The sequence below is a fragment of the Lysobacter firmicutimachus genome (assembly GCF_037027445.1).
Classification (GTDB): domain Bacteria; phylum Pseudomonadota; class Gammaproteobacteria; order Xanthomonadales; family Xanthomonadaceae; genus Lysobacter; species Lysobacter firmicutimachus.
Genome location: NZ_JBANDL010000002.1, coordinates 3191312 through 3209301, shown reverse-complemented (window position 1 = coordinate 3209301; position 17990 = coordinate 3191312). Strand labels below are relative to the sequence as shown.

At 70.0% G+C, this 17990-nt stretch carries 18 protein-coding genes and 1 tRNA gene; 7 read left to right on the top strand and 12 right to left on the bottom strand.

Annotation, left to right across the window (positions count from 1 at the left end; translation table 11 throughout):
* Nucleotides 1-15: 15 nt before the first annotated feature.
* From kdpB to V2J18_RS14005, 9 genes are all read right to left on the bottom strand, one after another.
* The gene (gene kdpB, locus V2J18_RS14045; protein WP_336133114.1) at nucleotides 16-2094 is read right to left on the bottom strand and encodes a potassium-transporting ATPase subunit KdpB; all 2079 of its coding nucleotides are present in this window, start codon (nucleotides 2092-2094) and stop codon (nucleotides 16-18) included.
* Between the two features lie 20 nt (nucleotides 2095-2114).
* Nucleotides 2115-3833 carry a potassium-transporting ATPase subunit KdpA gene (gene kdpA, locus V2J18_RS14040; RefSeq protein ID WP_336132064.1) on the bottom strand — a complete coding sequence of 573 codons (1719 nt, stop codon included), beginning with the start codon at nucleotides 3831-3833 and terminating at the stop codon, nucleotides 2115-2117.
* Between the two features lie 133 nt (nucleotides 3834-3966).
* Nucleotides 3967-4059 (bottom strand): potassium-transporting ATPase subunit F, encoded by a 93-nt coding sequence (locus V2J18_RS14035; RefSeq protein ID WP_221673128.1) that lies wholly within the window; start codon nucleotides 4057-4059, stop codon nucleotides 3967-3969.
* Nucleotides 4060-4071: 12 nt separating this feature from the next.
* Nucleotides 4072-4827, bottom strand: coding sequence for a TorF family putative porin (locus V2J18_RS14030; RefSeq protein ID WP_336132063.1), 756 nt, complete (start codon nucleotides 4825-4827; stop codon nucleotides 4072-4074).
* Between the two features lie 390 nt (nucleotides 4828-5217).
* The gene (locus V2J18_RS14025) at nucleotides 5218-6051 is read right to left on the bottom strand and encodes an alpha/beta hydrolase family protein (protein ID WP_336133113.1); all 834 of its coding nucleotides are present in this window, start codon (nucleotides 6049-6051) and stop codon (nucleotides 5218-5220) included.
* Between the two features lie 115 nt (nucleotides 6052-6166).
* Nucleotides 6167-6979 (bottom strand): bifunctional hydroxymethylpyrimidine kinase/phosphomethylpyrimidine kinase, encoded by an 813-nt coding sequence (gene thiD, locus V2J18_RS14020; protein ID WP_336132062.1) that lies wholly within the window; start codon nucleotides 6977-6979, stop codon nucleotides 6167-6169.
* A 356-nt stretch (nucleotides 6980-7335) separates the two neighbouring features.
* Nucleotides 7336-8733, bottom strand: a complete 1398-nt coding sequence (locus V2J18_RS14015) for a PhoH family protein (RefSeq protein WP_064748088.1) — start codon at nucleotides 8731-8733, stop codon at nucleotides 7336-7338.
* A gap of 163 nt (nucleotides 8734-8896) precedes the next feature.
* Entirely contained in the window at nucleotides 8897-9379 is a 483-nt protein-coding gene (locus V2J18_RS14010; protein ID WP_064748089.1) for a peroxiredoxin, read from the bottom strand.
* 2 nt (nucleotides 9380-9381) lie between these two features.
* The gene (locus tag V2J18_RS14005) at nucleotides 9382-10050 is read right to left on the bottom strand and encodes a glycine cleavage system transcriptional repressor (protein WP_087960721.1); all 669 of its coding nucleotides are present in this window, start codon (nucleotides 10048-10050) and stop codon (nucleotides 9382-9384) included.
* Between the two features lie 125 nt (nucleotides 10051-10175).
* On the opposite strand from V2J18_RS14005, the gene dapA reads away from it, so the two are divergent.
* On the top strand, nucleotides 10176-11081 hold the full coding sequence (gene dapA / locus V2J18_RS14000; RefSeq protein ID WP_336132061.1) for a 4-hydroxy-tetrahydrodipicolinate synthase: 906 nt from the start codon (nucleotides 10176-10178) through the stop codon (nucleotides 11079-11081).
* Between the two features lie 23 nt (nucleotides 11082-11104).
* Nucleotides 11105-11638, top strand: a complete 534-nt coding sequence (locus V2J18_RS13995; protein WP_064748111.1) for a hypothetical protein — start codon at nucleotides 11105-11107, stop codon at nucleotides 11636-11638.
* 371 nt (nucleotides 11639-12009) lie between these two features.
* Here the strand turns inward: V2J18_RS13995 and V2J18_RS13990 are convergent, their stop codons facing one another.
* From V2J18_RS13990 to V2J18_RS13980, 3 genes are all read right to left on the bottom strand, one after another.
* A complete protein-coding gene (locus tag V2J18_RS13990; protein ID WP_064748092.1) occupies nucleotides 12010-12726 on the bottom strand; it encodes a hypothetical protein in 717 nt (238 codons plus the stop codon).
* A gap of 87 nt (nucleotides 12727-12813) precedes the next feature.
* Complete coding sequence (gene fdxA / locus V2J18_RS13985) at nucleotides 12814-13137, bottom strand: ferredoxin FdxA (protein WP_064748093.1); 324 nt, start codon at nucleotides 13135-13137, stop codon at nucleotides 12814-12816.
* Nucleotides 13138-13344: 207 nt separating this feature from the next.
* Nucleotides 13345-13420, bottom strand: a tRNA-Glu gene (locus V2J18_RS13980).
* Nucleotides 13421-13563: 143 nt separating this feature from the next.
* Here V2J18_RS13980 and pcnB point away from each other — a divergent pair.
* The 5 genes from pcnB (at nucleotide 13564) to panD (ending at nucleotide 17976) form a co-directional block, all read left to right on the top strand.
* Nucleotides 13564-14901, top strand: a complete 1338-nt coding sequence (gene pcnB, locus V2J18_RS13975; RefSeq protein ID WP_064748094.1) for a polynucleotide adenylyltransferase PcnB — start codon at nucleotides 13564-13566, stop codon at nucleotides 14899-14901.
* A 97-nt stretch (nucleotides 14902-14998) separates the two neighbouring features.
* Nucleotides 14999-15502 carry a 2-amino-4-hydroxy-6-hydroxymethyldihydropteridine diphosphokinase gene (gene folK / locus V2J18_RS13970; RefSeq protein ID WP_064748095.1) on the top strand — a complete coding sequence of 168 codons (504 nt, stop codon included), beginning with the start codon at nucleotides 14999-15001 and terminating at the stop codon, nucleotides 15500-15502.
* Between the two features lie 172 nt (nucleotides 15503-15674).
* Nucleotides 15675-16505, top strand: a complete 831-nt coding sequence (gene panB, locus V2J18_RS13965) for a 3-methyl-2-oxobutanoate hydroxymethyltransferase (RefSeq protein ID WP_336132060.1) — start codon at nucleotides 15675-15677, stop codon at nucleotides 16503-16505.
* Between the two features lie 78 nt (nucleotides 16506-16583).
* A complete protein-coding gene (panC, locus tag V2J18_RS13960; protein ID WP_336132059.1) occupies nucleotides 16584-17432 on the top strand; it encodes a pantoate--beta-alanine ligase in 849 nt (282 codons plus the stop codon).
* A 160-nt stretch (nucleotides 17433-17592) separates the two neighbouring features.
* A complete protein-coding gene (panD, locus tag V2J18_RS13955) occupies nucleotides 17593-17976 on the top strand; it encodes an aspartate 1-decarboxylase (protein WP_064748098.1) in 384 nt (127 codons plus the stop codon).
* Nucleotides 17977-17990 lie beyond the last annotated feature (14 nt).

Genomic DNA, 17990 nt, shown 5'->3' with positions numbered 1-17990 from the left:
GAGGGACTTACGTGGTCAGAAAATCGACGACAGCGCCATGTCGATGAGCTTGATCGCCGCGAACGGCAGCAGCACCCCGCCGAGCCCGTAGACCAGCATGTTCCGGCGCAGCAGGGCGACCGCGGTCGCCGGCTTGAAGCGCACCCCGGCCAGGGCCAACGGAATCAGCGCCGGGATGATGACTGCGTTGAAGATCAGCGCCGCCAGCACCGCATTGGTCGGGCTCGACAGGCGCATGACGTTGAGCGCGGCCATCTGCGGGATGGCTGCGGCGAACAGCGCCGGCAGGATCGCGAAGTACTTGGACACGTCGTTGGCGAGCGAGAACGTGGTCAGCGCGCCGCGAGTGATCAATTGCTGCTTGCCGACCTCGACCACCGCCAGCAGCTTGGCCGGGTCCGAATCCAGGTCGACCATGTTGCCGGCTTCCTTGGCGGCTTGGGTGCCGGAATTCATCGCCAGGCCGACGTCGGCTTGGGCCAGCGCCGGGGCGTCGTTGGTGCCGTCGCCGACCATCGCCACCAGCCGGCCGCCGGCCTGCTCGGCGCGGATCCGGGCCAGCTTGTCCTCAGGCTTGGCTTCGGCGATGTAATCGTCCACGCCGGCTTCGGCGGCGATCGCCGCGGCGGTGAGCGGGTTGTCGCCGGTGATCATCACCGTGCGCACGCCCATCGCCCGCAGTCGCGCGAAGCGTTCCTTGACGCCGTGCTTGACCACGTCCGACAACTCGACCACGCCCAGCACGTAGCGGCCTTCGGCGACCACCAGCGGGGTGGCGCCGCCGCGCGCGACTTGTTCGATGCGCCCCGCCAATTCGGGAGTGACTTCGCCGCCCAGCGAGCGCACATGGTTGCCGATCGCATCGCCCGCGCCCTTGCGGATCGAGCGCGCACCGCCTGGGTAGTCCTGCGGCAGGTCGACGCCGGACATGCGGGTCTGCGCGGTGAACTGGATGTAGTCGGCGCGCTCCGGCTCCGGCGCCGCGCTGTGCTGTTCTCGCGCCAGACGCACGATCGACTTGCCTTCCGGAGTCGGGTCGGCGAGCGAGGCCAGCAGGGCGGCGTCGCGCAGTCGCGAACGATCGATGCCGGCGAGCGGATGGAAGGCGGTGGCCTGGCGGTCGCCGTGAGTGATGGTGCCGGTCTTGTCGAGCAGCAGCACGTCGACGTCGCCGGCCACTTCCACCGCCTTGCCCGACTTCGCCAGAACGTTCGCCGATAGCGCGCGGTTCATGCCGGCGATGCCGATCGCCGGCAGCAGACCGCCGATGGTGGTCGGGATCAGGCACACCAACAGCGCGATCAGCAGCAGCGGATCGAGCCTGGCGCCGACGAAACCGGCGAACAAGGGCAGGGTCGCGACCACGATCAGGAAGGTCAGGGTCATCGCCGCCAGCAGCATGGTCAGGGCGATCTCGTTGGGCGTCTTCTGCCGGTTGGCGCCTTCGACCAGGGCGATCATGCGGTCGAGGAAGCTGTGACCGGGCTCGGCGCTGACTTCGATCACGATTTCGTCGGACAACACCTTGGTGCCACCGATGACGCCGGAACGGTCGGTGCCGGCTTCGCGCAGCACCGGGGCGGATTCGCCGGTCACCGCCGATTCGTTGATCGTGGCCAGGCCCTTGACGATCTCGCCGTCGGCCGGAATCAGTTCGCCGGCCGACACGATCACCCGGTCGCCGGGCTTGAGCGTCGACGCCGGTACGCGGGTTTCGTTGCGGCCGACGGTGTCGAGCTTGCGTGCGACCAGGTCGCGGCGTGCGGCGCGCAAGGACGCGGCCTGGCCGCGGCCGCGCGCTTCGGCGACGGCTTCGGCGAAGTTGGCGAACAGCACGGTCACGAACAGGATCGCCGTGACCGCGGCGCCGAAGGCGAGGTGGCCGGGGACGAAGATCGTGATCAGCGCCGACAGTACGGTGCCGAGCAGCACCACCGCCATGATCGGGCTGCGGACCGCGTGCTGCGGCGCCAGCTTGACGAAGGATTCGAGCATCGCCGCGCGCAGGCCGGCGGCGTCGAGGCCGGCGACCGCGCCTTGGCGGCGTTGCGCGCCGAGGTGGCTCTGGCGCGTTTGCGCGCCGGGATGGAGCATGTCGTTCATCGGGCTTTTCCTCACAGAGCCTTGCTCGCCAGGGTCAGGTGATCGGCGATCGGGCCGAGCACCAACGCGGGCATGAATTGCAGGACGGTCAGGATCGCGATCACCGCGATCAGGGTCAGGGCGAAGGTCGGCGTTTCGGCGTGCAGCGTGCCGCCGCTCTGCGGTGCCACGCGTTTGCGCGCCAGCAGGCCGGCGACCGCGAGCGGCACGATCAGGGCCGGGTAGCGGCCCAGCGCGAGTACCGCGGCGCAGCTCAGGTTCCACCAATAGGTCGCGTCGCCGAGGCCTTCGAAACCCGAACCGTTGTTGGCGAAGGCCGAGGTGTACTCGTAGAAGACCTGGCCGATGCCGTGGAAACCCGGGTTGGAGTTGCCGGTGAGCGAAGGAAAGGCCATCGCGACGGCGCTGAAGCCCAGCACCACCATCGGCTGCAACAGGATCAGCAACGCCAGCAGGCGCACTTCCGGCGCTTCGATCTTGCGTCCGAACAATTCCGGCGTGCGTCCGGTCATCAGCCCGGCCAGGAACACCGACAGCAGCAGATAGACCAGAAATTGCTGCAAGCCGCAGCCGACGCCGCCCCAAATGGCGTTGATCAGCATGTTGACCATCGCCACGCCGCCGGTCAGCGGCGCCAGCGAATCGTGCATGGCGTTGACCGAGCCGTTGCTGCTTTGCGTGGTCAGCGCCGACCACAAGGCCGAGCCTTCGGCGCCGAAGCGGGTCTCCTTGCCCTCCATCAAAGCCGCATCGGCGCTGCCCGATGAGTAGGCCTCGGACCACACCGACAAACCGGTGGACAGCAGCGACATCAACAGCATGCTGCCGAACACCAGCGCGGTGAGTTTGCGCCGGCCGGTGAGCGGACCGACCATGAAGGTGACCGCGACCGGAATCAGGATCAGCGCCAGCACTTCGAGCAGATTCGAAAGCGGGGTCGGATTCTCCAGCGGTACGGTGCTGTTGGGGCCGTACCAGCCGCCGCCGTTGGTGCCCAACTGCTTGGCCGCGACCATGGCCGCGACCGGGCCGACGGGGATTTTCTGTTGCTCAAGCTCGGCGCTCCGGTCCAGCGGCGAAACTGTCGCGCCGCTTTGCAAGGTCGACGGAACGCCCTGCCAGGTCAGCAGCGCAGCCCACAGCAAGCACAGCGGAATCATGAAGCGCAGGGTGGCGCGGGTGACGTCGACCCAGTAGTTGCCGAGGTCGCGGGGCTCGCCCTCGCGCATCGCCGCGCCGGGACCGGCCAGGGCCTGACGGCCGCCGAACAGGCCGCGCAAGGTGGCGACCACGATCGCCAGACCCATCATCGGGGTGACGACCTGCAGGCCGACGATGCCGACCATCTGCGAGAGATAGCTCAGTTGCGCCTGGCCGGAGTAATGCTGCTGATTGGTGTTGGTGAGGAAGGACACCATGGTGTGCAGCGCGGTGTCCCAACGCAGGTTGGGCACACCGTCGGGATTGAGCGGCAGCCAGGCCTGGGTCATGAACAGCGCCCAGACCAGCACCGCCAGTACCGCATTGCTGAGCGCGAACGCCAGCGCATAGCCCCGCCAGCTCATGCCGCGCGCGGGGTCGGTGCCGACGGCACGATAGATCGCGCGTTCGACCGGCGCGAACAGGACGTCCAGGCGCGAGCGGTCGCCGCGCATGACGCGCGCCAGGTACAGGCCTAACGGCCAACCCAGGCCGATGGCGAGCGCGAATACAAGAAAGATTTCGATCATGACGAACACCGGGCGGTGATGACGCCGTGGCGGCGCGTCCGGCGCGGCTACGGCTTGGCACGCGTCCTCTCAAGCGCGGACGCGCGTCGGTAGAGTGGAGCCGCGCCGCGCTCCGTGCGGCGCGGGCGCGCGCTCAGAAGTCCTCGGGGCGCAGTACGACGTAGAGCAGATAGGCGCCGGCCACCAGGACCGAGATCGCGCACAGCATCGAGAGCCAACCGGGCATGTCGTGTCTCCTTCAGAAGCTCGCCTGGACCGCGGCTTCGATGCGCGAGCCGGCCAGGGCGTCGCCGAAGATCCGTTCGGCGCTGCGATCGGTGGCATGGGCGGTCAGGCGCAGTTCGAGGTTCGCGCTGGAGACCGTTTTCGCCGTCCAGATCGCGCTGAGCTGGCCGTGGCTGTAGCTGCGGTCGTAGACGTCGTCCAGGACGTAGTGGCCTACCGCCGCTTCGAAGCGAATGGCGTCGTTGACCGGGAAGCGCGCGCCGAGCTGCGCGTACAGGCCGCGGTCCCGACTGCCCAGCGCTTGGTTGGAATAGGCCAGCGACAGCCAGTAGTCGTCGCGCCAGGTGAGCGTGCCGTTGAGCTCGGTCCAGTTCAGATCGGCCGTGGTCGAGGGATAACGGTAGTGCAGGAGGTTGACGTCCAGGCTCCAGTCCCGGGCGATCTTGCCGGCCCAGCCGACGGTGAAATCGAATTCGCTGCTGGCGTGCGTGCCGGGCGCGAACTCGACGTTGGAGCCCCACACCGAGGCGTAGACGCCGCTGCGGTGGGCGGCCTTGAAGCCGGCCTGCACGGCCGCGTCGCCCTGGGTCTGCGAACTGCCGCGCCAGACATAGTCGCTGGTCAGCACGGCCGAACCGCTCAGGCCGAGGGCCGAGGCTTCCTCGGCCTGAGCGTTCGCGCCCAGTGCGAGCAGACCGAGTCCGGCGCAGAAAGCCGATAGCAGCGGGGCCGCGGCCTCGCGATGGCGGAACGGATGATGCGACGACATGGAGGTATCCGGAGAATGCATACGAGGCCGGTTCGGCCACGCGCTCATTCTCGGAAGGGGCGGCGTAAAGCCGCTATTTCGCGACCGCCGCCGCGGCATAAATTCGCCGTAAACAATCCCGGCCTCGGCATAAACCGCAGCATGTGAAGTGCGGGTTGCAGGGACGACGCAAGTCGCGACCACGGGACGCGCGGCCCAGCCGGGGCCTGCTGCGTTGATCGAAGCCCGAAATAGCGGCCTTCGAAGCGACCTGGGCCGCAGCACCCGCAGCGATGAACCGCCACGCAGCCGGCCGCAGCGGGCATGCGAAAGAAAACATCGGCCCGGCGGCCCAGGCTTCGGCTCCGGCGCTGTCGTGCGTCGCTGCGATTGTCGCGGCCGATGCCGTTCCTACGCAGAGCGGTCGCGCAGCAGGGCGGCCACGACCGCTTCGGGCTGCTTCATCCAGGCGAAGTGATCGGCGCGCGCGCCCAATTCGCGAGCGTCCATGTCGGTCGACTCGGCGCGCGCCCGGGGTAATTTGGACAGCAGGTAATCCTGCGAAGCGCGCGGCACCAGCCAGTCGTCGTCCAGGCGCACGCTGCGTGCCTGGATCTCGACCCGGGCCATGCCGGCTTCCAGGTCCTCGCCGACGCCGTGGGCGGCGTAGCGGCCGCTGAGCCCGGTGCGGGCCCAGTCGCGGATCAGGCCGCGCGCTTCGCTGCCGCCGAAGCCGATCCGGCGCCCCGGCAAGGTGCCGTTGACCTGGGCCAGCCAGGGCAGGAAGCGGTACATCCAGGACAGGCCGAGCTTGCGCGGCATCGGCCAAGTCCGCCAGTACGGCGAGCCGCTGGCGACCAGCCACAGCGCTTCCGGCATCGCTCGCCCGTGCAGCGCCATCAGGCCCAGGCGCACGCAGGCCAGTTGCCCGCCGAGGCTGTGGCCGCCGATCGCGCGCGCCACGCCCGGCAGGGCCGCCGCGGCCGCGGCTTCGCTGGCCGGCAGGTCGTCGAGCAGGATCTGGCGGTAACCCCAGTCGACCTTGCGGCCGGCGCGCAGGTTGCTGCTGCCGTTGCCGCGCCATTCGTGCAGGAACACCGCCACGCCGCGTGCGGCCAGGGCTTCGGCGAAGGGCAGGTAATGGCGCGCGGCGACGCCGAGCGCGGGCAGCCACAGCAGGCTCAGACGTGGTTGCGCGGGAACGCGCGCGAGCAAGGACCAAGCGTGGCCGTCGCTGGCCTTCAGGCCGACTTCCTTCGGCCCGGAACCGTCCGGCCCGCTCTGGGGCGGCGTGCTCTCGATCCGCCTGTTTTCGTTCGGCATGCGTTCGTCGGCCTCGGCGCGGCCGCGGTCGGGAGCTTTACGGTCGGCCATGCGGCGCCGCTCCGAAATGATCCAGCACCAGTACTTCGCCGCGACCGGGGCGGTAGCCGCCGTGCAGGGCGGCATGGACATAATCGGCCGCCGCCGCGCAAGCCGGCTCCAGCGCCAGGCCGCGGCACAGGTTCGCCGCCACCGCCGAGGCGAGGGTGCAGCCGGTGCCGTGCGCGTCCACGGACAAGCGCGGGTGGGCGATTTCGCGCCGCGTGCCGGCGTGCGCGAACAGATCGACGACATCGCCGCCTCCCGGCAGATGACCGCCCTTGAGCAACACCGCCTGTGCGCCGATCGCGAGCAGGGCTTCCGCCGCCGCGCGCATGTCGGCGCGGTCGCCGATCCGGCGGCCGAGCAACAGTTCGGCCTCGGGCAGGTTGGGCGTGACCAGGCTGGCCAGCGGCAACAGGCGGCCGCGCAGCGCGTCCAGCGCGTCGGGCTCGAGCAGGCGCGCGCCGGAGGTCGCGACCATCACCGGGTCCAGCACGATCTGCGCCGGACGGTAATGCTCCAGCGCATCGGCGACGGCGTGGATCACCGCGGCGTTGGCGAGCATGCCGAGCTTGACCGCGCCGATCGCGAAGTCGTCGAAACAAGCGTCGATCTGGGCGCGCAGAAAGCCAATGTCGGGCACGTGCACCGCGCTGACGCCGCGGGTGTGCTGGGCGGTCAGCGCCGCCAGCGCGCTGAGGCCGTGCACGCCGTGCGCGGCGAAGGTCTTGAGGTCGGCCTGGATGCCCGCGCCGCCGCCGGAGTCGGAGCCGGCGACGGTGAGGGCGGAAACGGGGCGCTGGGTCATCGGATACGGTCGGCGGATAGGGTCGGACGGGCGCGGCGGCCGTTCGCCACGACGGCCGCGCACGGCGGCCGCAGGACGCGCGGCCGCCCCCATCTTATCGGCCCGGCCGGTGCCCGTGCTTGCTAGTCCTTGCCGTCGTCTGTCCAGGCCCGGGCCATCAGCGAACCGGCAGCGACTTCACCGCCCAGGGCGGCTCGGCGTCGACCTGCAGCATCCCGCTCAATGCTTCGGCCATCACGGTCAGCATGACCGCGGTCACGCCGGGCGCGAGCTGCTGTCTCCGGTTCGATCGGGTAAGGCGACGGAAGGCCGGCGGATTCGCCGGCCTTCCGTTCGTTTGCGCGGCCGTGCGCCGCTTACAACACTTCCGACGCGTAATCGGCCAGGCGCGAACGTTCGCCGCGGCGCAGGGTGACGTGGGCGCTGTGCGCCCAGCCCTTGAAGCGGTCGACCGCGTAGGTCAGGCCCGAGGTGGTCTCGGTCAGGTAGGGCGTGTCGATCTGCTCCACGTTGCCCAGGCAGACGATCTTGGTGCCCGGGCCGGCGCGGGTGATCAGGGTCTTCATCTGCTTCGGGGTCAGGTTCTGCGCCTCGTCCAGGATCAGCCAGCGGCTGAGGAAGGTGCGCCCGCGCATGAAGTTCATCGAGCGGATCTTGATCCGCGAGGCGAGCAGGTCGTTGGTCGCCGCGCGGCCCCAGGCGCCGCCTTCCTGGTTGTGGGTCAGCACTTCCAGGTTGTCGGTCAGCGCGCCCATCCACGGGGTCATCTTTTCCTCCTCGGTGCCGGGCAGGAAGCCGATGTCTTCGCCGACGCTGACCGTGGCGCGGGTCATGATGATCTCGCGGTAGCGCTGCTGATCCATGGTCTGGGCCAGGCCGGCGGCCAGGGCGAGCAGGGTCTTGCCGGTGCCGGCGGTGCCGAGCAGGGTGACGAAGTCGATCTCCGGGTCCATCAGGGCGTTGAGGGCGAAGTTCTGCTCGCGGTTGCGCGCGATGATGCCCCACACCGCATGTTGGTTATGGCGGTAGTCGTCGACGATCTGCAGGGTCACGCGCTCTTCGCCGACCTTGACCACCTTGAGTTCGGACTCGTCGTCGCCGGGCAGGTACAGGAACTGGTTCGGGTACCAGTCGTCGTCCGGCGCGCGGCTGAGTTCGTAATAGGTGCGGCCTTTCTCGGTCCAGGACTTGAGGTCCTTGCCGTGGCGCTGCCAGAAGTCCTCCGGCAGCGCGGTCGCGCCGGTGTAGAGCAGGCTGAAGTCGTCGAGGGCGCGGTCGTTCTCGTAGTCCTCCGACACGATGCCGGCGATCGAGGCCTTGATCCGCAGGTTGATGTCCTTGGACACCAACACCACCGGCACCTCCGGCTCGGACTCCTTCAGCGCCAGGATCGAGCCGAGGATGTGGTTGTCCGGAATGACCGCGCCGAAGCGCTTGCCGGCATCGAAGGCGCTGGTCTGGAAGCGCAGCTTGCCGATGCTCTGCGCGCCGCGCAGCTGCAGCCCCTGCGGGCGGTTGAGGGTGATGCCCGAGGCGATCTTGGCGGTGCCTTCGGCTTCGATCAGCTCGTTGAGGAAGCGACTGACCTGGCGCGCGTTGCGGCTGGCTTCGGAGGTGCCCTTCTTGCCGTTGTCGAGTTCCTCGATGACCTGCATCGGCAGGTACACGTCGTGTTCCTCGAACTTGAACAGCGCGGTGGGATCGTGCATCAGCACGTTGGTATCCAGCACGTAGATGCGCTTGCTTCTGGTCATTGAGCGGTCTCGTCGGAGTAGTGCGTGGAAAGCGGGGCGGGACATTGCGCCGGGACGCGGTGCGGGCCGCGCACGGACGGCGCCCACGGTCGCGCCGCCGTGGCCCGCGGGGCGGGACGGCTGGCGAACGTGGACGGGGAGGGCCTCACTGGGCGTTGCGCTCCTAGGCGGAGTGTTCCTTGAGCGAATCGAGTACGGCCTGGGCATGGCCGGCGACTTTCACCGGACGCCATGACGCCACGATGACGCCTTTCGGGTCGATCAGGAAGGTGCTGCGTTCGATGCCCATGTACTTGCGGCCGTAGAGGTTCTTTTCCTTGATCACGCCGAACGCGTTGCACAGCGATTCGTCGCCGTCGCTGACCAGGTCGAACTTGAAGCCTTGCTTGGCGCAGAAGTTCTGGTGCGAGCGGATCGAATCGCGCGACACGCCGAGCACGGTCGCGCCGAGCTTCTTGAACTTGGGCAGCAGGGCGTTGAAATCCAGGCCTTCGGTGGTGCAGCCCGGGGTGCTGTCCTTGGGGTAGAAGTACAGCACCAGCCACTGCCCGGCGTAGTCGGCGAGGCGGACGGTTTCGCCGCTGGACAGGGCCAGTTGCAGCGCGGGCGCTTTCTTGCCGTATGCGTGATCGCCGGTGTCGAGCATGGTCAGAACTTCATCGGGTCCATGATGGCGTCGAGATTCAGATGGTCGCAGAACTCGAGGAAATCGTCGCGCAGCGCGGCGATGTGCATGCTCGACGGCACGCCGATGGTGATCTGGGCCGAGAACATGTCCGCGCCGGTCTGCATCGCGCGGTAGCGCGAGCAATGCAGGCTTTCGATGGTGATGCCCTGGCGGTCGAAGAAATCGGCCAGCTGGAACAGGATGCCGGGCTTGTCGGCGGCGACCACCTCGACCACATAGGGCAGCAGGCTGGATTGGACCTGTTTGGCGCCGGTGCGGTACCACACCAGCTTCAGGCCTTCCTCGCGCTCCAGGCGCGACAGCATGGCCTCCAGCTTCGCGACCGCGTCCCAGGAGCCCACCGCCAGCGCCGTCACCGAGACGTCGCGGCCGACCGTGGACAGGCGTGCGTCGACCAGGTTGCAGCCCGAATCGGCGATCCGGCGCGTCACCGACAGCAGCGGCGACTCCGGATGCGTCGTATAGGCGTTGATCAGGAGGTGGTTTTCGTTCGGCGACGGCCGGGAAGCGGAATCGGTCAAGGCGGCGCCTGCAAGGGAGCGTAAGGCTCGGAAATGAACGGCGGCCCGGGCTCGGGTCGCGGCTGTAAGGCAGCATACTTGCCCCCGCTTTCGGGCCGCAAGTAACATCGCCCCGTACTTGGCGGCACCGCGCACGTTTTTCCAGGCCCGGACGCTCCGCCCGGAACACTGGCCCGGCGGTCCGCCGCCCGACGGCGCGGACGCCTTCATCACGATCATTGGTAGGTTTTCTCTTGCGACTTTCCGGCAGCATCACCGCGCTGGCGACGCCGTTCACCGCGGCCGGCGAACTCGACCTGGACGCCTGGCACAAGCTGCTGGCGGCGCAGTTGCAAGGCGGCACCCAGGCGGTGGTCGTGGCCGGCTCGACCGGCGAGGCCGCGGCGCTGTACGACGCCGAGTACGACCTCCTGCTGCGGACCGCGGTCGAAGCGGTCGCCGGACGCATTCCGGTGCTGGCCGGCACCGGCCTGTCCAATACCGCCAAAACCATCGAACTGACCCGCCGCGCCGCCGCGCTCGGCGCCGACGCCGCCCTGGTGGTGACGCCGCCCTATGTGCGTCCGACCCAGGCCGGTCTGATCGCGCACTATCGCGCGATCGCCGACGACGGTGCGCTGCCGATCGTGCTCTATAACGTGCCGGGCCGCACCGGTGGCGATCTGCTGCCGCAGACCGTGGCGGCGTTGGTCGACCACCCGCGCATCGTCGGCATCAAGGAGGCGGTGGCCGAGGCCGCGCGCATGGATGCCCTGCTGGCGTTCAAGTCGGACGGTTTCGCCGTGCTCAGCGGCGACGACCCGACCGCGTGCCGGGCCATGCTCACCGGTGCCGACGGCATCGTCTCGGTCGGCTCCAACGTGCTGCCGGCGGCGTTCCGCCGCCTCGCCGATCTGGCCCGCGCCGGCCGCCGCGAAGCGGCCGAAGCCTGGGACGCGCGCCTGCGTCCGGCCTACGACTTCCTCGGCGTGGAGCCCAACCCGATCCCGGTCAAGGCGCTGCTGGCCGCGCAAGGCCTGGGCCACGGTCTGCGCCTGCCGCTGCAATCGCTGTCGCCGGCGCACGACGAGGCGGCGCGCCGCATCGCCGCGCTGGTGATCGAACTCGAACATGCCGGTCGCGAGCCGATCGCGGCCTGACCCCCTTTCCGCAGGAGATGCTCATGCGTTGCAACCCCAATCTGTCCCGAGCGCTGGTCGCCGGTCTGCTGCTGGCGGTGGTCGCCACTTCGGGCTGCAGCTGGTTCCGCAAGGGCAACAAGCTGTATGCCGAAGCGCCGGAAAACCGCCCGCTGGAAGTGCCGCCGGATCTCGACCAGCCGCGTACCGACGGCGCCATGGCGGTGCCGGGCGGCTCGGTGACCGCGTCCGGCCTGGCCGCCTCGCGTCCGACCCAGGCGGCCCCGGCCACGCCGGCGTCGGCGGCGAACGGCTTCACCGTCAGCGGCAACCGCGACGACATCTTCAACAAGGTCGGCGACGCGCTGGGCAAGGTCGAAGGCCTGAGCATCGCCAGCCGCGCGCAGCTGCTTGGCGCTTACGACGTCAACTACCAGGGCAGCAACTTCCTGGTCCGGGTCAGCGCGGTGGAAGCCGGCGCCTATGTCTCGGCGGTCGACCCGCGTGGCCTGCCGGCCGCCGGCGATGCGCCGGCGCAGCTGATCGCCAGCCTCAAGGGCACGCTCGGCGGCCGTTGATCGCCAGCGTCGCTTGCGACACCGGACGGGCGCCGCGAGGCGCCCGTTTTCGTTGCGGCGGACACCGCGAGCCCCCGCCCGGCGCAACAGGAGGGGCGGGCGCAACCGGTGCGACAGGCGCTGCAGCCGGTAGATCGGCTCTTGTAGGAGCGGCGCGAGCCGCGAAGGCCGGAGCGGTTTGCGCGAGCGCAGGTCGCCGAAGCCAGGATAAGCGGGCTTCACGCGGGGCCTGGTGGTTCGGCCCGGTCGGCCGGGCTGCGGAAGCCAGCGTGGTATCGCATCGCAGCGGTTGTCGCGGTTTACGCCGCTCCTACAAAGTCCGGGCCGGCATAGGGCGCGGCGTGGGCCGCGACCATCGGGCCGGGCAGCGCTCAGCGCTCGCTCGGCAGTCCGCGCGCCAGGCCTTCGTGCAACAGCAACCGGGTCGCTGCGGCGCGTTGCGCCATCGGCATCTGCGCCAAGGCATCGAGCACCCAGCCGAAGGCGCGGCAACGCGCCTGGCGCGCTTGCGGCGCCTGGCCTTCGGCGCCGAGTTGGGCGGCGAAGTCGTCGTGCAGCAGCAGGGCGGTGGCGCCGGCGCGCTTGAGCGTCTGTTTGGCCGCGCCGGCGTCGTAGGCCTGCGGCGGGTTCTGCAGTCCGCCCAGTGCGATGCGCAGCAAGGCGTCGAGGAAGCCCTGCCGGCTGTCCTCGCCAAGCTGTTGCGCCGCACGGGTCAGCGCCTCGGGGCTGCGATCGGCTTGCGGGTCGAACACGCCGCACAGCACCTCGGCATCGGCCGGGGTGCGCGCGGCGCGGTGCAGGGCCTGGAACAGGCGGTCCAGGTCGGGGTCGGCGGCGCGGGTCAGCAGATCGGCACTGCCGCTGCGCAGCGCGTCCGGGTCCAGCCGCGGCAGGTCCAGCGCGCTCAGATCGAGGTCGCCGAGGCCCAGCGCGCCCAGGTCGAGCGCACCGCGGTCCGGCGCGGTCGAGCCGGAGCGGGGCGTGGATGGCGGGGCGGTTCTGGATTGGCCGCCGGCACCGGCCGGGGCCAGGCTCAGGGCGAGCAGCAGCGCGGGCAGGACGTGCGCGGTTCGGCGGGGGCTGGGCACGGCATCGGTCTCGGGCGGCGCGGTCGGCCCGAGTCTAGGCGGCGGTCGATGAACGCCCGCAGGCGGCCCGGGGCCGCCGGCGCCGGCTCAGCGCTCGAGCAGGTCGAGCTTGCCGGTCTTGCCTTCCCAATCCTTGGCGTCGGGCAGGCTGTCCTTGCGCGTGGTGATCACCGGCCAGGCCTGGGCCAGCTCGGCGTTGAGGGCGACGAAGGCCTCCTGGCCGGCCGGGACGTCGTCTTCGGGGTAGATCGCATTGATCGGGCACTCCGGCTCGCACAGAGTGCAGTCGATGCACTCGTCCGGATCGATCACCAGGAAATTGGGGCCTTCATGGAAGCAGTCGACCGGGCACACCTCGACGCAGTCGGTGTACTTGCATTTGATGCAGTTCTCGGTGACGACGAAGGGCATGAGCGAAATCCTGGGGTCTGGGCCGTGCCGGCGGGTCGGCGGCGATAGTGTAGCCATCGCTGCGCAACGACCCAAGGCGCGGCTTGGCGGATGCGTGACGGGCGCCGCGGGCGCGGAGCGCGACGGCGTCGCCGATCGCCCTGCCGGCGAGCGAGCAAGAAAAAGCCCGCGCAGGCGCGGGCTTTTTCGGCGACATGGTCGCGGGTTTGGCGCTCCCTACGGGATTCGAACCCGTGTTTTAGCCTTGAGAGGGCCACGTCCTAGGCCTCTAGACGAAGGGAGCAGGGGATTGCAGCGCCGACGGGGGAGCGGGCTCCTCGCCGGACCGCAGGGACTCTCAATCCGGTGCGGCCTGCTAGTATATGCGCCGCCGTTGCCGCGGGCAACGGCCATCCCGAATTCCTTTACAGGCGGCGCGCCCGCTCGATGCAAGCCGATAACTTCTCATTCCAACCCACGCTGCGGGTGATTCCGCGCGACCAGCACAACGTCTCGCGCAAGGAGATCAGCCCCAATGCGCTGCGGGTGCTGTACCGATTGCGCGACAGCGGCTTCGGCGCCTATCTGGTCGGCGGCGCGGTGCGCGACATCCTGGTCGGCGGCCACCCCAAAGACTTCGACGTCGCCACCGATGCGACGCCGGAGCAGGTCAAGGGCCTGTTCCGCAACTGCCGCCTGATCGGTCGCCGCTTCCGCCTGGCCCATGTGGTCTACGGACGCGAGATCATCGAAGTGGCGACCTTCCGCGCCAACAGCGACGACGGCAGCGGCGACCGCGAAACCGACACCGGCGGCCGGCTGGTGCGCGACAACGTCTACGGCAGCATCGAAGACGACGCGGTGCGCCGCGACTTCACCGCCAACGCGCTGTACTACGCGGTCGAAGACTTCTCGGTGCGCGACTACGTCGGCGGCTTCGAAGACGTGCAGAACCGGCTGATGCGCCTGATCGGCGACCCGGAGACGCGTTACCGCGAAGACCCGGTGCGCATGCTGCGCGCGGTCCGGCTGGCGGCCAAGCTCGGCTTCGAGATCGAGCGCGCCACCGCCGAGCCGATTCCGCGCCTGGCGCCCTTGCTGGCCGACGCCGCGCCGGCGCGCTTGTTCGAGGAATGCCTGAAGCTGTTCCTGTCCGGTCACGCCGTCGAGAGCTTCCTCGGCCTGGAGCGCTACGGCCTGCTCGGCGCACTGCTGCCGGAAAGCGCCGCCGCGCTGCGTTCCAACCGCAGCGGCGCGTTGCGGCGGATGGTGCTGGAGGGCCTCAAGGGCACCGACGCGCGCGTCGCCGCCGACGAACCGGTATCGCCGGCGTTCCTGTTCGCCCTGCTGCTGTGGCCGGCGTACTGCCGTGCGCTGATGGCGTTGCAGGCGCAAGGCGTGCACACCGCCGAAGCGCAGCGCCGCGCCGCCGACCGGGTGACCCTGCATCAGTTGTCGACGATCGCCCTGCCGCGGCGTTTCTCGCTGCCGATGCAGGAGATCTGGCTGCTGCAATCGCGCTTCCAGCAGCGCCAACGCAAGCGCGTGTTCCGGCTGCTGTCGCATCCGCGCTTCCGCGCCGCGTTCGATTTCCTCAGCCTGCGCCTGGCGGCTTCGCCCGAACACGCCGCCGACGTCGAGTTCTGGCGCGAGGCGCAACTGCACCCGAACGAAACCCTGGCGCAGCAGGACGCCGCGCCGCACGCCGACGAGGACGAGAGCGGCGAAGGCCGCGCGCCGCGCAAGCGCCGGCGCCGTCGCCGCGGCGCGCCGGTCGAGGAATGACTGCGGGGAGCGGGCGTGTAGGCGCGGGCGAAATCCCATAGCCGGCGCTCGCTTCGCTCACTCCTCGTTCCTCTGCGCTCACTTCCGCTTTCCCGCCATGCAAACCGCCTATATCGGCCTCGGCAGCAACCTCGGCGACAGCGCCGCGGTGCTGCGCGCGGCCCTGCGTTCGCTCGACGGCCTCCCGCGCAGCCGGCTGCGGCGCGCCTCGCAGCTGTACCGCACGCCGGCCTGGGGCCGTACGGACCAGCCGGATTTCCTCAACGCGGTCGCCGCGCTGGACACCGAACTGCCGGCGCAGGAACTGCTCGCGGCGATGCTGGAGATCGAGCGCGAAGCCGGGCGCTCGCGCCTGGCCGATCGCAGCGACCGGTGGGGGCCGCGCACGCTCGATCTCGATCTGCTGTTGTACGGCGAGGCGACGATCGAAGCGCCGGGCCTGCACGTGCCGCATCCGCATCTGCACGAACGCGCCTTCGCCCTGGTGCCCTTGCTCGAAATCGCGCCGGACGCGCGCATCCCCGGCCTCGGCGCGGCGCGCGATTGCCTGGCCCAGCTCGGCGCCGGCGACATACGCCCCCTGCCGGCGGACGATCTTTGACCGCCGCCGCCTCGCGTACGGTCTGAACGAGCGCCGGTACCGCGCTTGGCCGCGGGTTGGCCGCCGTTTGCCGGCCCCACTGCGTTGCGCCGGGGAGGGCCGCGGTCGTGCGGCAACCTGTTAAGTTATGGCGCCACCCCACAGACGTCCGTCGCCACCGGACGAGCCGCCCATGTACACCTCGGCTTCCACCGACAAGCCGGCCGCCAAGGCCTGGACCGTGCCCATGCTCGCCGACGCCAAGCGCGACGGCCGCAAGCTGGTGATGTTGACCGCCTACGATGCGAGCTTCGCCCGCACCATGGACGCGGCCGGAATCGATCTGGTCCTGGTCGGCGATTCGCTGGGCATGGTCGCGCAGGGCCACAACAGCACCTTGCCGGTGACCGTCGCCGACATGGTCTACCACACCGCCTGCGTCGCCCGCGGCCTGGCCAAGGCGTTGCTGATCGCCGACCTGCCGTTCCAATCCGACGCCACGCCGGCGCGTGCGCTCGACGCCGCCACGGCGCTGCTGCAGGCCGGCGCGGCGATGGTCAAGATCGAAGGCGCGGCGCACAAGCTGGAGACGATCCGCTTCCTGGTCGAACGCGAGATTCCGGTCTGCGGCCACCTCGGCCTGACCCCGCAGTCGGTGCTGCGCCTGGGCGGCTACAAGGTCCAGGGCCGCGACGACGCCGCGGCCGCGCGCCTGCGCGAAGACGCGCGCGCGGTCGAGGAGGCCGGCGCGCAGCTGCTGGTGCTGGAATGCGTGCCGACCCCGGTCGCCGCGGCGATCAGCGCCGACCTGCGCATCGCCACCATCGGCATCGGCGCCGGCCCCGCCTGCGACGGCCAGGTGCTGGTGCTGCACGATCTGCTCGGGGTCAACTCCGGCCATCGCCGGCCCAAGTTCGTCAAGGATTTCCTCGCCGAGGGCGGTTCGGTCGCGGGCGCGTTCTCGGCCTATGCCGAGGCGGTGCGCAGCGGCGCCTTCCCCGACGCGGCCCACTCCTACGACTGAGCCGCGCGCGGCTGGTTTCGGACGTCATCGCGCAGGGATTCGCGCTCCGCTCCGGCGGATATCCATTTCGAGTACCTCATGCTGACTGTCGATCAACTCGGCGCCCTGCGCGCCACCCTCGGCGCCTGGCGCATGGCCGGCCAACGCGTGGCCTTCGTGCCGACCATGGGCAACCTGCACGAAGGCCACCATTCGCTGATCCGGATCGCGCGCGAGCGCGCCGACCGGGTCGTGGCCAGCGTGTTCGTCAACCCGACCCAGTTCGGCCCCAACGAAGACTACGGCCGCTATCCGCGCACGCCGGAAGCCGATGCCGACGGCCTGCGCGCCGCCGGCTGCGACCTGCTGTGGCGGCCGTCGGTCGAGACCATGTACCCGTACGGGGTCGAGCACACCGTGCAGGTGCGGGTGCCCCAGGTCACCGACACCCTCGAGGGCGCGCACCGGCCGGGCCATTTCGACGGCGTGGCGACCGTGGTCGCGCGCCTGTTCAATCAGGTCCGCCCGGATGTGGCCGTGTTCGGGCGCAAGGACTACCAACAACTGGCGGTGATCCGCTACCTGGTCCGCGACCTGGCCTTCCCGATCGAGATCGTCGGCGCCGACACCCGGCGCGAGGCCGACGGCCTGGCGCTGAGCTCGCGCAACCAGTACCTGTCCGAGACCGAGCGCCCGCGCGCGGTCGAAATCCACCGCTGCCTGCAGTGGATGCGCCAGGCCGCGCAGGCCGGCGAGCCGCGCGCGGCGATCGAGGCCGAAGCCGCCGAACGCCTGCGCGCGGCCGGTTTCGAGGTCGACTACGCGGCGTTGCGCCGGCCCGATCTGGGCCTGCCCGAGGACGAGCCCGGCGAACCGGCGCGGGTGGCCCTGATCGCGGCCCGGCTGGGGCGCACGCGGTTGATCGACAACCTCGAATTCGACGCCTGAACGGGGGCGTCCGGCCAGGCCGGCGCAAGCGCCCGGAGGGGGCGGCTGAACGGGAAATCTCCGTTCCGCCGGCGAGGCCCCGGGGCCATGTTGCAGCGCGCCATGCGCTGCTAGACTTCTGGCCTTTCGCGCCCGCGCGTCTGCGGACGGAGTACCGACCATGCAACTGAACCTGCTCAAGGCCAAGATCCACCGCGCCACCGTCACCCATGCCGAGCTGCACTACGAAGGCTCCTGCGCGATCGACGGCCGCCTGCTGGACATCTCCGGCATCCGCGAATACGAGATGGTCCACATCTACAACATCAACAGCGGTCACCGCTTCTCCACCTACGCCATCCGCGGCGAAGAGGGCAGCGGGGTGATCTCGGTCAACGGCGCGGCCGCGCACAAGGCCCAGCCCGGCGACCTGGTGATCATCTGCGCCTACGGGATCTGCGACGAGGCCGAGGCGGCCAAGTACAAGCCGACCCTGGTGTACGTGGACCGGCACAACCAGCTGACCCACACCAACCACTCGATGCCGGCACAGGCCGCCGCCTGACCGACCGGCCCCCA